Origin of the sequence: Sphingopyxis sp., from assembly GCF_035998965.1 — a bacterium.
GTDB lineage: Bacteria > Pseudomonadota > Alphaproteobacteria > Sphingomonadales > Sphingomonadaceae > Sphingopyxis.
The window spans coordinates 1-15,467 of the sequence record NZ_DASYHE010000048.1 but is presented as its reverse complement, the minus strand read 5'-3'; the positions used below and the strand labels follow the sequence as shown (position 1 = coordinate 15,467).

17 protein-coding genes are annotated in these 15,467 nt (G+C 60.7%); 3 read left to right on the top strand and 14 right to left on the bottom strand.

Annotation, left to right across the window (positions count from 1 at the left end):
• Positions 1-114: 114 nt before the first annotated feature.
• The 5 genes from VGN68_RS08205 to VGN68_RS08185 form a co-directional block, all read right to left on the bottom strand.
• Entirely contained in the window at positions 115-1,293 is a 1,179-nt protein-coding gene (locus VGN68_RS08205) for a vWA domain-containing protein (RefSeq protein WP_293698416.1), read from the bottom strand.
• Positions 1,294-1,377: 84 nt separating this feature from the next.
• On the bottom strand, positions 1,378-1,773 hold the full coding sequence (locus VGN68_RS08200) for a CPBP family intramembrane glutamic endopeptidase (protein WP_327475629.1): 396 nt from the start codon (positions 1,771-1,773) through the stop codon (positions 1,378-1,380).
• Positions 1,760-2,128 carry a hypothetical protein gene (locus VGN68_RS08195; RefSeq protein ID WP_327475627.1) on the bottom strand — a complete coding sequence of 123 codons (369 nt, stop codon included), beginning with the start codon at positions 2,126-2,128 and terminating at the stop codon, positions 1,760-1,762. Before VGN68_RS08195 ends, VGN68_RS08200 begins: the two co-directional genes overlap by 14 nt.
• A 75-nt stretch (positions 2,129-2,203) precedes the next feature.
• A complete protein-coding gene (locus tag VGN68_RS08190) occupies positions 2,204-2,668 on the bottom strand; it encodes a hypothetical protein (RefSeq protein ID WP_327475625.1) in 465 nt (154 codons plus the stop codon).
• Positions 2,669-2,670: 2 nt separating this feature from the next.
• On the bottom strand, positions 2,671-3,054 hold the full coding sequence (locus VGN68_RS08185) for a hypothetical protein (protein WP_327475623.1): 384 nt from the start codon (positions 3,052-3,054) through the stop codon (positions 2,671-2,673).
• A 201-nt stretch (positions 3,055-3,255) separates the two neighbouring features.
• Between VGN68_RS08185 and VGN68_RS08180 the strand changes: the two genes are divergently transcribed.
• On the top strand, positions 3,256-4,653 hold the full coding sequence (locus VGN68_RS08180; protein ID WP_327475621.1) for a methyl-accepting chemotaxis protein: 1,398 nt from the start codon (positions 3,256-3,258) through the stop codon (positions 4,651-4,653).
• Positions 4,654-4,771: 118 nt separating this feature from the next.
• Here the strand turns inward: VGN68_RS08180 and VGN68_RS08175 are convergent, their stop codons facing one another.
• The 7 genes from VGN68_RS08175 to VGN68_RS08145 form a co-directional block, all read right to left on the bottom strand.
• Entirely contained in the window at positions 4,772-5,617 is an 846-nt protein-coding gene (locus tag VGN68_RS08175) for an AAA family ATPase (protein ID WP_088439259.1), read from the bottom strand.
• Positions 5,618-5,846: 229 nt separating this feature from the next.
• Positions 5,847-6,518: a DUF6975 family protein gene (locus VGN68_RS08170; RefSeq protein ID WP_327475616.1), complete on the bottom strand. Its 672-nt coding sequence runs from the start codon at positions 6,516-6,518 to the stop codon at positions 5,847-5,849.
• A gap of 256 nt (positions 6,519-6,774) precedes the next feature.
• A complete protein-coding gene (locus tag VGN68_RS08165) occupies positions 6,775-7,245 on the bottom strand; it encodes a PspC domain-containing protein (RefSeq protein ID WP_327475614.1) in 471 nt (156 codons plus the stop codon).
• A gap of 219 nt (positions 7,246-7,464) precedes the next feature.
• A complete protein-coding gene (rpoD, locus tag VGN68_RS08160; RefSeq protein WP_327475612.1) occupies positions 7,465-9,492 on the bottom strand; it encodes an RNA polymerase sigma factor RpoD in 2,028 nt (675 codons plus the stop codon).
• Positions 9,493-9,738: 246 nt separating this feature from the next.
• Positions 9,739-11,538, bottom strand: a complete 1,800-nt coding sequence (gene dnaG / locus VGN68_RS08155; RefSeq protein WP_327475610.1) for a DNA primase — start codon at positions 11,536-11,538, stop codon at positions 9,739-9,741.
• A complete protein-coding gene (locus VGN68_RS08150; RefSeq protein WP_327475608.1) occupies positions 11,535-11,951 on the bottom strand; it encodes a GIY-YIG nuclease family protein in 417 nt (138 codons plus the stop codon). The genes dnaG and VGN68_RS08150 overlap by 4 nt, the downstream gene beginning before the upstream one ends.
• 122 nt (positions 11,952-12,073) lie before the next feature.
• Complete coding sequence (locus tag VGN68_RS08145) at positions 12,074-12,526, bottom strand: GatB/YqeY domain-containing protein (protein WP_327475606.1); 453 nt, start codon at positions 12,524-12,526, stop codon at positions 12,074-12,076.
• A 131-nt stretch (positions 12,527-12,657) separates the two neighbouring features.
• Here VGN68_RS08145 and carA point away from each other — a divergent pair, with 131 nt between their 5' ends.
• Both carA and VGN68_RS08135 read left to right on the top strand, forming a co-directional pair.
• The gene (gene carA / locus VGN68_RS08140) at positions 12,658-13,971 is read left to right on the top strand and encodes a glutamine-hydrolyzing carbamoyl-phosphate synthase small subunit (RefSeq protein WP_327475604.1); all 1,314 of its coding nucleotides are present in this window, start codon (positions 12,658-12,660) and stop codon (positions 13,969-13,971) included.
• Positions 13,964-14,485, top strand: a complete 522-nt coding sequence (locus VGN68_RS08135; protein WP_327475601.1) for a DUF6680 family protein — start codon at positions 13,964-13,966, stop codon at positions 14,483-14,485. The genes carA and VGN68_RS08135 overlap by 8 nt, the downstream gene beginning before the upstream one ends.
• 110 nt (positions 14,486-14,595) lie before the next feature.
• Here VGN68_RS08135 and VGN68_RS08130 read toward each other — a convergent pair whose 3' ends face one another.
• A complete protein-coding gene (locus tag VGN68_RS08130; protein WP_414713029.1) occupies positions 14,596-15,063 on the bottom strand; it encodes a PIN domain-containing protein in 468 nt (155 codons plus the stop codon).
• Positions 14,996-15,265 (bottom strand): FitA-like ribbon-helix-helix domain-containing protein, encoded by a 270-nt coding sequence (locus VGN68_RS08125; RefSeq protein ID WP_327475597.1) that lies wholly within the window; start codon positions 15,263-15,265, stop codon positions 14,996-14,998. The genes VGN68_RS08130 and VGN68_RS08125 overlap by 68 nt, the downstream gene beginning before the upstream one ends.
• Between the last annotated feature and the right edge of the window lie 202 nt (positions 15,266-15,467).

Sequence of the window (15,467 nt, the reverse complement as noted above, 5' to 3'; positions counted from 1 at the left end):
GAAGTCGAGACACCCCGAGCGCGTGCGCGGCCGATAGGTGTCTCGACTTCGCTCGACACGAACGGGATTAGGGGATCGGCGTGAAATCGTCACGGCCTAATCAGGCCGTCTCGCTCAATGCTTGCGCGTCAACTCGCGCATCGCATCGTCCAGCCCCGACAGGCTCAGCGGATACATGCGGTCGTTCATCAGCTGTTTGATCAGTTTCACCGACTGGGTGTAGCCCCAATGCGCCTCGGGCACCGGGTTCAGCCACACCGCGGCGGGATAGACTTTGGTGATCCGCTGGAGCCAGACTGCGCCCGATTCCTCGTTGAAATGTTCGACGCTGCCGCCCGGATGGGTAATTTCATAAGCCGACATCGACGCATCGCCGACGAAGATCACTTTATAGTCGTGGCCATATTTGTGGAGGATGTCCCACATCTGGTGGCGTTCGGACCAGCGGCGCTTGTTGTCCTTCCACACCCCTTCATAGGGGCAGTTGTGGAAATAGAAGAATTCGAGATTCTTGAATTCGGTCGTCGCGGCGCTGAACAATTCTTCGCACAGCTTGATGAACGGGTCCATCGACCCGCCGACGTCGAGGAAGAGCAGCAGCTTGACCGCGTTGCGCCGTTCGGGGCGCATCCGGATGTCGAGCCAGCCCTGGCGGGCGGTGCCGTCGATGGTGCCCGGAATGTCGAGCTCGTCCGCCGCACCCTCGCGCGCGAATTTGCGCAGGCGGCGCAGCGCGATCTTGATGTTGCGGGTGCCAAGCTCCTTGGTGTTGTCGAGATTGGCGAATTCGCGCTTTTCCCAGACTTTCAGCGCACGCTTGTGCTTGCTCTCGCCGCCGATGCGGACGCCCTCGGGATTATAGCCCGAATTGCCGAACGGCGACGTGCCGCCGGTACCGATCCACTTGCTGCCGCCCTCGTGGCGCTTCTGCTGTTCTTCGAGCCGCTCTTTCAGCGTCTCCATGATCTTGTCCCAGTCGCCGAGCGATTCGATCGCGGCCATTTCCTCGGGCGTCAGGAATTTCTCCGCGACCGCTTTCAGCCAGTCGGCGGGGACATCGACTGGGTTCTGACCGTAATCGGAAATGATCCCCTTGAAGACCTTGTTGAACACCTGGTCGAAGCGGTCGAGCAGGCCTTCGTCCTTCACGTAGATCGCGCGGCTGAGATAATAGAATTGTTCGGGACTGCGGTCGATCACCTCGCGGTCGAGCGCCTCCAGCAGCATCAGATGCTCTTTCAGACTGGCGGGAATGCCCGCGGCGCGAAGCTCGTCGAGGAAGCCGAAAAACATGGGGGAGGGTTATCGTGTCGCGGCGTGGGGTGCAATCCCTTTACGTAAACGGAAAGCGACGCGCGAAATTGGCGCGCCGACCGATCAAGCGGGCGCGTGCATCCGCCGTTCGTGATGCAGCACGGCCACCACCGCGATGATCGCGGCCAGATAGGTGCCGAACTGAAACACCGGTGAAAGCGCGGCGGACTGCCCCGATGCCTGTGCGCTGAATGATGCAAAATCCCACGCCCCATGCATCAGCATCCAAATCCCGCCGCTGACCCGGCGCAAAACATAGAAGGCCGCGCCCATCAGCGAGGCGAAAACAAATTGGAGCAGGCTGGCGTAGAGCGGAATACCGAACAGGGCGTTAGGGATGTGCATCGCGCCAAACAGGATCGACGACCAGACGCACACCCAGTGTTCCTTCGTGGTCGACCCGCGCGCGCCGGTGACGATCACGCCGCGCGCCAGCAACTCCTCATTAAATCCAACCATCACCCCCCGCGGCGACGAGCATCAGCAGGTGCGTCGGCGAAAAACCTGACCAGTTGGCGGCGCCGCCGTTGACGACGACCATCCCGGTCATGCCGATCAATACAAGGGCGAGCGCCCAGCGCGGGCCGCCGCGGCGCTCCTCCTTTACGGCCGGTTTCCACCAACCGAGCCAACTCACTGCGGCCGCGAGAAAGACCGTGCCGAGCGCGAGCGGAAGCACTAGGCTGGTCAGCACAACATCGGCCGACACCATGTTGGCGTAGCGCGCCCCGACAACGCCCCAGGTAGCTAAAATTATCGCGCTGTAGATCAGATAGACGCAGACCGCCGCGCCGAGTGTTGGTTTGATCCGCATACCTGCGTCACCCCGTCCGCGATTATGGTGGGTTGCCAACGCGCTAAAATCGCTGCGCCTGATTGGGTGGCGTGCCTATTTGGCCCACACCAGATGCGCCACCTTGCCACCCGACCGCTCCTGCGTCGCGGCTTGGCAGAAGGACGAATGATCATTCGCGGCAATGGCAATCTGGGCGCCGAACGCCATACCGAGCGCGAGGGTGGCCTTGCGGTCCAGTTCGACCCGCTGACCGGCATTCAGGGTGCGCGGCTTGCCCATCGTGTCGTCATAGATGAGGTTGAATTCGTTCGCGAACGCGCGCGGATCAAGCTCGAAGCCGGGACATGTTGCGGCCACCGCTTTCTGGTGGCCGAGCGATTGCAGCATCGCGATATGGCCTTCATCAAATGTTCCATCGAGCATGGTGCGAATCGCGTCGGTCACCGCCAGATCCATATTGACGGCGTCCGAGGGCGAAGCGGTGGGGGCCGGGGTCTGCGCCAAAGCGCAGGGCGCAAATACAAGTGCGGCAGCGAGCGACAGGGTGCGGAGCATCATGGTCAATATCCCCTGCGGTACGGATCATAGGAGAATTGGCGGTCGGTCCATTCATAGGAAAATTGTCCGCGCACGAAGCAGCGCCGCTCACCGCGATAACAGCTGACATCGGGAGCGGGCGAGAAATAGTCGCTGCCATAGCTTTTGCCATAGCCGTAGCGATATTCGTCGCGCCGCTCTTCCTCCTTACGCTTTTTCTTGGCCGAAATTGCGGCGGCAATGCCGATCAGGCCGATGCCGAGCGCGACGCCCGCCGCTGCGTCCCCATCATGATCGCGGTCATGGTGGTGGTCGCGGTGCCAATCGTCATGGCGTTTGGCATAGGCCGGTGCGGGAATGATGAGCGCGGCGACCACGGCAGCCGCAAGAAACCTGGAACGCAGCATGACACCGAACCCCTGTTGTTGCGCACCGAATAAAACATAAATCGAACGAGAATGAAAGCACGCGATCCTTTGTATGGGATCATCCGCTAACCATATTCATGCAGAGGCTCGCTTGGGCAGGGTCAATGCCGCCGCTGCCATTGACCCCCCGTTAACCAATTTCCGGCATGACCCGTCGATTATGTTCAGGTGGGTGTGCCAATGAAATTTGATCCGATCAATCCGGCCGCGCCGGTGCTCGACCAGTCGGTCGCGAGCGACTGCGGCGAACTCGCGGTCGGATGCAGCGAGGCGGCGGGGCGTATCAAGCGCTCGACCGATCAGATGGACCGCCAGATCGAAGAGCTTGGCCGTCTTGAGGAATTTGTCGTCAGCCTGGAATCGGACCAGCGCCAGATCGCCGATTCGACCGATGAGGCAAAGCTGCTGTCGGCGCGCGCGTGCGAACAGCTCGACGCCGGGGCCGAGCGCGTCAACGCCGCGGTCACCGAATTTCGTTCGGTGATTGATCTTGTCGCGCGGCTCGGCACCCATGTGACCAATTTCGCCGCGGTGATGGCGCAGGTGCAGCAGGTCAGCCAGTCGATCGAGGCGATCGCCAAGACGACCAACATGCTGGCGCTCAACGCTGCGATCGAGGCCGAGCGCGCGGGCGATGCCGGTCGGACCTTCGCCGTCGTCGCCGCCGAAGTCAAAAAGCTGGCGCAGAATACCCGCGGCGCCACCGATGAAATCCGCCGCAGCATCGGCAGCCTTGCCGCCGAAGCAAGCGGGCTGGTCACCGAAATTCAGGCGGGGGTCGAACAATCGAGCCGCGCCGAAGCGCAGTTCGAAACGATCACCGACGCGCTGCACGACGCAACGCACCTCGTCGCGCTGCTCGACGACCAGAGCGACCGCATCGCGCAATCGAGCGCGATGGTCCACGCCAATGGCGCAAAGGTGCGCGAAGCGGTCGACCGCGTTGTCGGATCGGTGCGCGACAATCGTGCGACGCTGGAAGATACGCGCACGTCGATCCTGTCGATGGAGCATGTGTCGAACCGCATGTTCAACGCGGTCATTTCGGCCGGGGTTAGCCCGCAGGATTCGGCGGTGGTCGAACTTGCCGCCAAGGTGCGCGACAAATTTGTTGCGATCGCCGAACATGCACTCGCGAACGGCGAACTGACAATGGAGCAATTGTTCGACACCAATTATGTCCGCGTTCCGGGGTCGAACCCCGAACGCTTCCGCACGACGCTCTGCGATTGGGCCGACGCGAACTGGCGACCGCTGTTCGACGATGTCGTCACCAATCATCCCGAGGTCAAGATGTCGTCGGCGGGCGACATGAACGGCTTCCTGCCGACGCATATCACCGCATGTTCGCGCGCCCCAACCGGTGACGTCGCGCACGACACGGCCTATTGCCGCAACGGCCGCATCCTGTTCGACGACACCGACAAGGCCGCCAAGCGCAGCACCGCGCCCTTTTTCATGGCGGTGTATCGCCAGGAGGGCGACGGAACCAACTATGTCACGGTGCGCAACGTCTATACGCCCGTCGTGATCAACGGGCGCCGCTGGGGCGACGTCGAGGTGGCATACCAGCTCTAGACAGTCTCACGACTTCTGCTCCCACAGCCGTTCGTATCGAGCGAAGTCGAGATACGTCCGGCGCGGCGTTCGCGTGTCTCGACTTCGCTCGACACAAACGGACGTAGGAGTGCTGCCGCTAGCTCCCCTGACGCCGCGCCATGAACGCCAGCTTTTCGAACAGCATCACATCCTGCTCATTCTTGAGCAGCGCGCCATGCAGCGGCGGGATCGCCTTGCCGACGTCGCGGTTCTGCAGGACTTCGAGCGGCATGTCTTCATTGAGCAGCAGCTTGAGCCAATCGATCAGCTCGCTGGTCGACGGCTTTTTCTTGAGCCCCGGCACGTCGCGAACTTCGTAGAAAATATCCATCGCGCGGCTGACCAGTGTCTTCTGGATGCCGGGGAAATGCACGTCGACGATCGCGGCCATCGTGTCGCGGTCGGGGAATTTGATGTAATGGAAGAAACAGCGGCGCAGGAAGGCGTCGGGCAGCTCCTTTTCATTGTTCGACGTGATGACGACGATCGGGCGTTCCTTCGCGGTGATCGTCTCGTCGGTCTCATAGACATGGAACGCCATGCGATCGAGTTCTTGAAGCAAATCGTTCGGGAATTCGATGTCGGCCTTGTCGATCTCGTCGATCAGCAGCACGGGCAGCTTGGGCGAGGTGAAGGCCTCCCACAATTTGCCTTTGCGGATGTAATTGCGGATATCGTGGACGCGCTCTTCGCCGAGCTGGCCGTCGCGCAGGCGGGCGACCGCATCATATTCGTACAGGCCTTGCTGCGCCTTGGTCGTCGATTTGATGTTCCAGGTGATCAGCGGCGCGTCGAACGCCTTGGCGATTTCCTCGGCCAGCACGGTCTTGCCGGTGCCGGGTTCGCCCTTCACCAGCAGCGGGCGGCGCAGCAGCGTGGCGGCGTTGACCGCGACCTTCAGGTCGTCGGTGGCGATATAGGCGCTGGTTCCATCGAAACGCATGGGCTCGTCTTTCCCTTAACGTGAACGTCAATCAAGCGCGGGCATAGCGAGGGGAGGGAGAGGGTGCAAGTAACGAGGCGTCGAGACGATCCTCCCTGTCGCGCAGCGATGGGGAGGGGGACCGTTCGCGAAGCGAATGGTGGAGGGGCGAAGACGGTGGCGTCCATGCCCCTCCGTCAGCGCTTCGCGCTGCCACCTCCCCATGGCTGCGCCACAGGGAGGATCGGATTTACGACCTCGCCCGGCTCGCCGCGCGCGCTGCCATCAGATCCCACAAGCCGCTGTGCTGGGTGATCAGCTGCTGCGCGCCGAACATCATCGCACGTTCGACTGCGGGGCTGCTGGCGACGGCCCCGGCCAGCCGCGCGGTTTCGCGCAGGTCGGGTAGGGTGCAGGTCGGCGGCGCCATGTCGAGTCGCTGGGCGCTGATATCGAGCAGCACGCGGATCGTCCGCCAGTCGAGCGTCAGCGCGATCGCGGCGCCGACCGCGCAGCCATGGCGGTCGGATTCGGACAGCATGTCAATCGCCTTGCGCTGCGCGGCGACCGCGGCTTCGCATTGGGCTTGTCCTTGTGTGCTCGGTACCGGCCCGACGGCGGAGGCGATCTTGGTCAGAAAGGCGCGTTCTTGGACAAAGGCGTCGGCGGCCTCGTCCATCCATTGCCGCGATGCGGGATCGACTGCCTTGCGCGCGGCATTGTCGATCACGCCGGGGTGGCGACCATGGAGCAGGCACAGGAAATGAACCGCATCGGCCAGGTTGCGCATCGCGTCGGGGCCGCTCGACAGCGCGCCGGCGCGGACGTGCGGATGCGCGCCGGTGCCGCCGCTGGCGACCAGCGAGTCGAGCATTTCGGCGGCGCCGCGCGGCTGCTGCAGGGGCTGGGTCGATTGGCTCAACGCGGGTTCCTCGCCTGTGGCGCGGGCCGCAAGGGCCAGGCCGGTGGAATTTCAGCGGCCAGTCATAGGGCAACGTCGTAAACGTCGCGTTTATGGGCGCGCATTGATTTGTACCGGTGCCTGTTTCAGTGAGGGACAGACGCAAAGGGACCGGCAAGCCCCGGGGGAAGCTTGCCGGTCCCATCGATGGCGCCGGTCGGGCGTCATCTGGGCGGGAGGCCGGACCCGGGGAGAGGGATTGTCCGGCCAATTCCGCTTAAGCGGCGAGCGCGAACTCCTCGGCTTTTTCGTTGGGCTGCACGGCAGCTTCGACCGCGGACACCGCCGGAGCAGCAGTGGCGACCGACTTGGCGGGGAACAGCAGGCGCGATGCCAGCACCACGGCGCCAAGGACGAAATAGCCGATGAAGGTCTGGACCGGGAAAAAGAAGATCGGTGCGACAAAGGCGAGCCGCAGCCACAGCGGGTTAAAGCCAAAATCCTGGCCAACGGCCTCGCAGACCCCAAAAAAAGTGTCGCGGCGGCGGAAGAGGTTGGTCGTTTCGTTTTCCATCGTCTTGTCTTTCTCTTGGGCGGCGAGAACTGCCCCGTGCCGATGTCCAGTGCATCGCAAAGGCCGTGCCAGTTTCAACAATCTCCCAAATTTCCGAGCTTTATGCGGTCGTCCCTGATCGGCCGTCCGCTCAGGACCGTGTATTCCTTCCCATTGATTGGGAATGTTTGCCATTTGATGGGTAGCGCCTGAACCCTTGATGAAGCGCGCCGCATCGCGTGACGACGGCTATCTGGCGTTGAAATATGAAGATTTAAAGAGGATGGGGCGAAATAATTGTGCGGTGCAGCATCGGATCCTTTTTCGTCATCCCGGCGCAGGCCGGGATGACGGATATGAAAAAGGGCGGCCCGTTGCCGGACCGCCCTTGATAACCTTGCTCTCGATCCGCGCTTACTGGTCGAGGAACGACCGCATCTTGCGCGACCGCGACGGGTGCTTCAGCTTGCGCAGCGCCTTCGCTTCGATCTGGCGAATGCGTTCGCGGGTCACGCTGAACTGCTGGCCGACTTCCTCGAGGGTGTGGTCGGTGTTCATGCCGATACCGAAGCGCATGCGCAGCACACGCTCCTCACGCGGGGTGAGCGATGCCAGCACGCGGGTGACCGTTTCTTTCAGGTTCGACTGCACCGCAGCATCGACGGGGATGACGGCATTCTTGTCCTCGATGAAATCGCCCAGATGCGAATCTTCCTCGTCGCCGATCGGCGTTTCGAGGCTGATCGGCTCCTTGGCGATTTTCATCACCTTGCGGACCTTTTCGAGCGGCATCGACAGGCGCTCGGCCATTTCCTCGGGCGTCGGCTCGCGGCCGCTTTCGTGGAGGAACTGGCGGCTGCACCGGACCAGCTTGTTGATCGTCTCGATCATATGGACCGGGATACGGATCGTGCGCGCCTGGTCGGCGATCGAGCGGGTGATCGCCTGGCGGATCCACCAGGTCGCATAGGTGCTGAACTTGTACCCGCGGCGATATTCGAATTTGTCGACCGCCTTCATCAGGCCGATATTGCCTTCCTGGATCAGGTCGAGAAACTGTAGCCCGCGGTTCGTATATTTCTTGGCGATCGAGATCACGAGGCGCAGGTTCGCTTCGACCATTTCCTTCTTGGCGATACGCGCTTCGCGCTCGCCCTTCTGGACCATGTTCACGACACGGCGGAATTCGGTCAGGCTCATGCCCGCAGCCTGCGCGATTTCCGAAATCTCGATGCGGATACGGTCGACCGCACCGGCTTCATTCTCGGCAAAGGCCGCCCATTTCTTGTCGATCTTGCCGACGCCGTCGATCCAGTTTTCTTCCAGCTCGCGCCCGACATAATTGTCGAGGAAGGCCTTGCGCGGCACCTTGTGACGCTCGGCCAAGCGCAGCATCTGGCCACCGAGCGCGGTCAGGCGGCGGTTGTAGCTATAGAGCTGATCGACCAGATATTCGATCTTGGTGTTGTGGAACTGCACGCTCTCGACCTGCGCGGTGAGTTCTTCGCGCAGCTTGTGATATTTCTTTTCCGACGCCGCGGGGAATTCGCCCGCGGTCGACAGCGCGTCGAGGCGCGTTTCCTGCAGCTTCGAAAACGCCTTGAAGCTCTTGGTGATGTTGGCGAACTTCTCCAGCGCGTCGGGCTTGAGCAATTCTTCCATCGCCGCGAGGCTCAGCGTATTGTCTTCTTCGTCTTCCTCGAAGCTTTCTCGCTTGCCCGACGAGCTTTCGCCATCCTCTTCATCGGCGTCGGCGGCGGGCTCTTCTTCGACCTCATCCTCGTCCTTGAACGACACGCCGGCCGTCTTCTCGCTGATTTCGCCGTCGTCTTCGGCGCCTTCTTCTTCCAGATTTTCGGGCGCCGGGTCTTTCGACAGCATCGCTTCCAGGTCGACGATCTCACGCAGCTGCATGTCGCCATTGTTCAGCGCGTTCGACCATTCGATGATCGCGTTAAAGGTCAGCGGGCTTTCGCACAGCCCCAGGATCATCGTGTCGCGGCCGGCCTCGATGCGCTTGGCAATCGCGATTTCGCCCTCGCGGCTGAGCAACTCGACCGCGCCCATCTCGCGCAGGTACATGCGAACGGGATCGTCGGTGCGATCGACCGTTTCCTTCTTCTTTTCGATCGCCGGGTTCGACACCGAACCGGTGCCGGCGCTGACATCGACTTCATCGTCGGGTTCGGCGTCGGCCTCTTCCTGCACATCCTCGTCGCTTTCGACGATGTTGATGCCCATGTCGGAAATCGCCGACATGATGTCCTCGATCTGCTCGGACGACATTTCGTCCTGCGGCAGCGCCGCATTCAGCTCGTCATAGGTCAGATACCCGCGCTTCTTGCCGCGCGCGATCAGCTTTTTGACGTCGGCCTCGTTCAGGTCGATCAGCGGGCCGTCGGTATCGGCTTCGGTTTCGGCGGCGGTGTTCTTGGTGGCCATATATGTTCCTGCCAAAGGGGCAATAAGGGGTCGTTCGGACTGCGCGTAAGGAGATCAAGCGTCGCAATTCTCTGCGCCACGCTAGCCCCTGTCGCTTTCCAGCCATCGATTGGATGAGAAGTGCAATCCGTCGGCTCTGAGCAATGTCGTCGCCTTATTATACACTTTCATTGCCGCCAATATGGCAAGCAACCCCTCACAATCAAGCCCTTCTTGACGGTTTGGGTTGTCAAGCGTTTCCCAACCCTAGTCCATCCAATCCAGAGCTTCGCCATATAGCTTCGAGCGCTCGGCTTTCAGCAGTTGTTGGCGCTTTTGGATCGCGTCATACGTTTCAGGCGTGAAGTTGTTGATAAGCTCTCTATCCAGCCTCTCGAATTCCAGATTCAAATCGGTCTCGACAGCGAGAAAATTGATGAATTTGGGTAAACGCTCTTGGACAAGTTCAGGCTGGATATTCCAGCTAAATCTAAGATCCTTTTGAAGATCGAATTTGTGAATCGAGTCAAACTCGCCGCGAGCTACGATTTGCGCAATCGCATCATCGTCACTGCCAGGGTTCTTGAACAAGAAATCGCAAATGACGTCCTGCCAGCGCTTCAAATCGTCGTAAATTTTATCGTCGAGCATCTTGATGCTGCCGATGCTTTCATAGTGATTCAGCAGAAACTGCGGAAACCGCGAAGCAGCGTGAAAGGCGCTCCGTACATATGATTTGTACAGCACGACATTTTGCTTCTCGGATGTGGCGATAGCGGACTGATAAATGGTGTGCCGATCTTTCGCGTTCCATCCGAAATCTTGATAGAATCGGGTCTTGAACCAGCTTCTGTACTGATCGGAGATCACTCTATCGGGAGTGGAGTCGGCAATCTCAGTAAGCGAATTTAGAAGCTTCGCCCTTCCTTCGGGGACGTTGAAGTTCGTCTCTAGAAGCGTTGACTGATAGGTGAACTCTGACAGTGGCGTCGCGGCCGCAATCAGATTCTCAAATGCTTGACTGCCTTGATTTCGAACCACGTCGTCCGGATCTTGGCCGGGCGGTAGCTGTGCAATCTTTACGGTTTTGCCATTGGGCAAAATCTTGATTGCCAGACTTGCGGCTCTCCTCGCAGCTTTCGTCCCTGCGTTATCGCCGTCAAAGCAGAGAATCGGCTCGTCCACCATCCGCCAGATCAGCCCGAGCTGCGCCTCGGTCAGCGCGGTGCCGAGCGGCGCGACGGCGTCGGCGATCCCCGCCTCGGCCAGTGCGATGACGTCCATATAGCCTTCGACGACGATGATCCGGTTCGTCTGCCGCGATGCGGGGCTCGCTTTGTCGATATTGTAGAGGACGCGCCCCTTGTCGAAGAGCGGCGTGTCGGGCGAGTTCAGATATTTGGGCTCGCCATCGCCCAATATGCGCCCGCCAAATGCGATCACCCGGCCGCGCGCATCGCGGATCGGGATCATCAACCGGCCGCGGAAGCGATCGTAGGGCTCCTTGCCCTCAACCTCGATCAGCATCCCCGATTCCACCAGCATCGAAGTTGGGAATTTCTTGAGCGCTTCTTTCAGCGCGCTGCGGCTGTCAGGCGCGAGGCCGAACCCGAACGCCCGCCGCGTCGGATCGGATATGCCGCGCTTCGCCAGATAATCGCGCGCCGGAGCGCCGTTGCTGCTGTCCAGTTGCTGGGTGAACCACTCAGCCGCCCCCTGCACCACATCGCGCAGACTCGCCGCCTCCTCGGCCTTTTTCGCGGCGCGCGGATCGGCGGCGGGAACCTCCATCCCGGCTTCGGCGGCGAGTTCCTTGACCGCATCCATAAACGACAGCCCGCGCTGGTCGGTCATCCAGCGGATGGCGTCTCCGTGGGCGCTGCACCCGAAGCAATGGTAGAAGCCCTTTTCGTCGTTGATCGTGAAGCTGGGCGTCTTTTCGTTATGAAAGGGGCAGCAGGCTTTGTATTCGCGGCCCGCGCGGGTGACCTTCACCGTCCGGCCGATGAGGGTCGACAGGGTGATGCGCGAGCGGAGTTCGTCCAGCCATTGCGGGGTGAGGGTCAACTATCCCCCTCCCGATCCTTGGCGAATACCCCATTTCCGTTCGTGTCGAGCGAAGTCGAGACACCCATCGGTGTGGCGCTATCCCGCGAGGTGTCTCGACTTCGCTCGACACGAACGGGATGGGAGGGGCGTTCTTTAGGCGGTTTCGCGAAATGGCTCACTTCGTTCCAATCACCTCTGATCAGTGCTTCCTTTTTCGCGCGCGACCATTTCTTGATCCGCATTTCGGCGTCCAATGCCTCGTATCGTGTAGCGAAATCCTGCGACCATATCAGGCGCACGGGCAGGCGCGACGAGGTGAAACCTTCGATTTGGCCCGATTGATGTTGGCCGATCCGATATCCAAGACTATCCGTATGCCCGGTGTAGTAGCGCCCATCGGCACAAAGCAGGATATAGGTCCAGAACGCCATCCCACTCCTCTACCCGTTCGCGTCGAGAGAAGTCGAGACGCCTATCGCGCTGGTGCTATGCCGATGGGTGTCTCGACTTCGCTCGACACGAACGGGAAAGGGAGGTCGATCTTTTGGCGCGGTCAGCTCAAAGCCGCCTTAACCCACCCACTCGCCTTGCTCATGTCCAGCTCGGACCCGTGGCGTTCCTTCACCGCCGCCATCACCTTGCCCATGTCCTTCAGGCTTTCCGCTCCCATCTCCGCTGCAATCGCCTTGATCGCCGCCTGCGCTTCCTCATCCGAAAGCTGCGCGGGCAGGAAATCCTCGATCACGACAACCTCGGCCGCCTCGATATCGGCCAGCTCCTGCCGCCCGCCCTGTTCGTACATCGCAATCGATTCGCGGCGCTGTTTGACCATTTTCTGCAGCACGTCGGTGACCAGCACATCGTCGTCGGCCGGCGCGGTGCCGGTGCGCAGTTCGATGTCCTTGTCCTTGATCTTGGCCAGCATCAGCCGGATGGTGCCGAGCCGCGCCTTGTCGCCGGCTTTCATCGCGGCGACCTGCGCAGCCTTGATGTCATCACGAATCATACGTGTCCCCATGCGCTGCAAATTTCGGAAAGGCCCTCTCTAGCGCCAAGATTCCAAATTCGATAGCTTGTGAATCACTTTTTTGCTGCCTACTTGATCGGCCGTTTAGCCCCCCGTCCGGAGCATGTTGAATGGCACCTGCCAACCCCTCTGCCGCGCCTGTTGCCCAGCCTGATGGCGCCACCGGCGTCCTCGTTCTTGCCGATGGCACCGTCCTGTGGGGCGTCGGTTATGGCGCGGCCGGTGCGGGGGTGGGCGAGATTTGTTTCAACACCGCGATGACCGGCTATCAGGAAATCCTGACCGACCCGAGCTATGCGGGCCAGATCATCACTTTCACCTTTCCGCATATCGGCAATGTCGGCGCGAACCCCGACGATATGGAGCGCGACAAGCGCGCCGCAATCGGGTGCATCACCCGCGAGCTGCCGACGCTGCCGAGCAATTTTCGCAGCGTCCAGACCTTGCCCGAATGGATGGCGGCGCAGGGGCTGATCGGCCTTGCGGGCATCGACACCCGCGCGCTAACCCGCCGCATCCGTGACGGCGGCGCGCCGACCGGCGTCGTCGCGCACAGCCCGGAGGGCAAGTTCGACCTCGCCAAGCTGTTGATGCTGGCGCAAGGCTGGCCGGGGCTGGAGGGCATGGACCTCGCCAAGACGGTGACGCGCGAACGGCAGGGTGAATGGGATGCCGGGGTTTGGCATCTGGGTTCGGGCTATGAAAATGGTGCGGGCAATAAAAAGCCGTTCGTGTCGAGCGAAGTCGAGACACCCCTCGATAGCGCCCGGCCTGACGGTGTCTCGACTTCGCTCGACACGAACGGAATTCAGGGGGCAGCGCACGGAAATCAGGGTGCAGCCGGAAAACCCCACGTCGTCGCCATCGATTATGGCGCGAAGGACAATATCTTCCGCAACCTGGTCAAGGCCGGCGCGCGCGTCACCGTGGTGCCCGCAAAGACCAGCCTCGAAGACATCGTCGCGCTGCGCCCCGCGGGGGTGTTCCTGTCGAACGGCCCCGGCGATCCGGCGGCGACGGGCGATTATGCGGTGCCGGTGATCAAGGGGCTGCTCGAACGCAACGTCCCGATCTTTGGCATCTGCCTCGGCCACCAGCTGCTCGCGCTCGCCGCGGGCGCGAAGACCGTGAAGATGCATCAGGGTCACCGCGGCGCGAACCATCCGGTGCAGCGCGTCGGCGGCGATTTTGCCGATGGCGTGGTCGAGATCACCAGCATGAACCATGGCTTCGCGGTCGACGCATCGACCCTGCCGGGCGGCGTGGTCGAGACGCACAAGAGCCTGTTCGACGGATCGAACTGCGGCATCGCGATCACGGGGAAGAACGCGTTCAGCGTGCAATATCACCCAGAGGCGAGCCCGGGGCCGCAGGACAGCTTCTATCTGTTTGAGAAATTTGTGGGTGGCTTGAAGAATGAGTGACCAAACTCTGCTCTTGGGCTTGAAACTCTACGAAATCCTCACTCTGATTGGGATCATTCTTGGTCCTATTGCGGCTGTTATCATTACGTTGTGGGCTCAAAAGCGGTCCGAAAAAAAGCAACGAAGAATTGAAGTTTTGCGGACCCTTTGGGACACCCATTATGATGCCAGTCAGCCCGAGTACTCGCGCGTAATCCGCATGGTTCCGATCGAATTCAACGATGAAAATGCGGTGATGACTGCGTGGCGTCGTTATATGAGAAATGTCGATACCAGACCAAGCCCGGAGGGAGCTGCTGCCCACGAAAAAGAATTCGCTGACGCAAAGAATGATCTCATCGCGAGCGTCGCGAAGGCGGTAGGTATTAACGTCACTGATCGTGATATCCGCGACAGCGTTTACATCGCGACAAGCTATACAAACAGAATAAAGCAAACGAACGATGCAGAAATGGCTCAAATTCGTATCGCGAACGCTTTAGAGCAACAGACGCAGATACTTCGGGATAACTAGAAAAATCATCATGCCCAAAAGAACCGACATCCAATCCATCCTCGTCATCGGCGCCGGCCCGATCGTTATCGGTCAGGCGTGCGAGTTCGACCATATGGGGGCGCAGGCGCTCAGGGCTGCCAAGGGTTGATGATGGTAGCGCCCGTTCTTCCCATGTCTGACAGGTTGCGCGTGACGAGCGGCATGTCCGCGGCGATGGCTTGCGCGGCAATGAGCATGTCGAGTTCGGCAACCATCGTTCCTGCCGCGGCAAGCCGGGCCTTGACGTGGGCATATGCGCGAGCGGCATTGGCGTCGAAGTTGAGGGTTCGTTCCTCCAACCGAAACGTAAGGTCATCAAACCAGGTCACGAGCCGCTCGCGCCGCGTCGCATCGGTCAGCCGTGCAATACCATATCGTATTTCGCCGAGCACAAGGGCTGACAGCCACGCAACTTCGAAACGGCTCGATATGAAATCATTGACGTTCTGGTCAGGACGGACTTTCGACAATTCGCTCCAAACGTTGGTGTCAATCAGCACCGAAAATATCCCGGTGCGGATCAACGCTTCGCTCGGGCAGTTCGAGTTCGGCGCCATTCGCGACCTTGACCAGATGCTCGATGAATTCCCGCCCACTCATCGCCCGAATGCGCGCGGCGCGCTCGTCTTGCCGGTGGGCATAGGTCCGCTCCAGCAGCGCGCGCAGTTCGGCCTCCAGCGACCGTCCATTCGCCGCCGCAGCCAGCCGCGCATTATGTTTGACCGTGTCGTCAAGGTTCCGGATCGTCACCGCACCCATCACCATTCTCCCGCGATTGCAATGCAATCAATGTATGCAACGATAGCGAAATAGACAATGACCAAAAGAACCGACATCCAATCCATCCTCGTCATCGGCGCCGGCCCGATCGTTATCGGTCAGGCGTGCGAGTTCGATTATTCGGGGACGCAGGCGATCAAGGCGTTGAAGGAGGAGGGCTATCGCATCGTCCTCGTCAACT

What these genes read in the sequence shown, in the direction of transcription:
- VGN68_RS08185 (WP_327475623.1), bottom strand. Translation starts at nt 3,054, where the DNA reads ATGCTGCGTTCCAGGTTTCTTGCGGCTGCCGTGGTCGCCGCGCTCATC.
- VGN68_RS08125 (WP_327475597.1), bottom strand. Translation starts at nt 15,265, where the DNA reads ATGGGTGCGGTGACGATCCGGAACCTTGACGACACGGTCAAACATAAT.
- VGN68_RS08150 (WP_327475608.1), bottom strand. Translation starts at nt 11,951, where the DNA reads ATGGCGTTCTGGACCTATATCCTGCTTTGTGCCGATGGGCGCTACTAC.
- VGN68_RS08130 (WP_414713029.1), bottom strand. Translation starts at nt 15,063, where the DNA reads ATGGCGCCGAACTCGAACTGCCCGAGCGAAGCGTTGATCCGCACCGGG.
- VGN68_RS08175 (WP_088439259.1), bottom strand. Translation starts at nt 5,617, where the DNA reads ATGCGTTTCGATGGAACCAGCGCCTATATCGCCACCGACGACCTGAAG.
- VGN68_RS08165 (WP_327475614.1), bottom strand. Translation starts at nt 7,245, where the DNA reads ATGGCAAACATTCCCAATCAATGGGAAGGAATACACGGTCCTGAGCGG.
- VGN68_RS08190 (WP_327475625.1), bottom strand. Translation starts at nt 2,668, where the DNA reads ATGATGCTCCGCACCCTGTCGCTCGCTGCCGCACTTGTATTTGCGCCC.
- VGN68_RS08180 (WP_327475621.1), top strand. Translation starts at nt 3,256, where the DNA reads ATGAAATTTGATCCGATCAATCCGGCCGCGCCGGTGCTCGACCAGTCG.
- VGN68_RS08135 (WP_327475601.1), top strand. Translation starts at nt 13,964, where the DNA reads ATGAGTGACCAAACTCTGCTCTTGGGCTTGAAACTCTACGAAATCCTC.
- carA (WP_327475604.1), top strand. Translation starts at nt 12,658, where the DNA reads ATGGCACCTGCCAACCCCTCTGCCGCGCCTGTTGCCCAGCCTGATGGC.
- VGN68_RS08200 (WP_327475629.1), bottom strand. Translation starts at nt 1,773, where the DNA reads ATGGTTGGATTTAATGAGGAGTTGCTGGCGCGCGGCGTGATCGTCACC.
- VGN68_RS08205 (WP_293698416.1), bottom strand. Translation starts at nt 1,293, where the DNA reads ATGTTTTTCGGCTTCCTCGACGAGCTTCGCGCCGCGGGCATTCCCGCC.
- VGN68_RS08145 (WP_327475606.1), bottom strand. Translation starts at nt 12,526, where the DNA reads ATGATTCGTGATGACATCAAGGCTGCGCAGGTCGCCGCGATGAAAGCC.
- rpoD (WP_327475612.1), bottom strand. Translation starts at nt 9,492, where the DNA reads ATGGCCACCAAGAACACCGCCGCCGAAACCGAAGCCGATACCGACGGC.
- VGN68_RS08195 (WP_327475627.1), bottom strand. Translation starts at nt 2,128, where the DNA reads ATGCGGATCAAACCAACACTCGGCGCGGCGGTCTGCGTCTATCTGATC.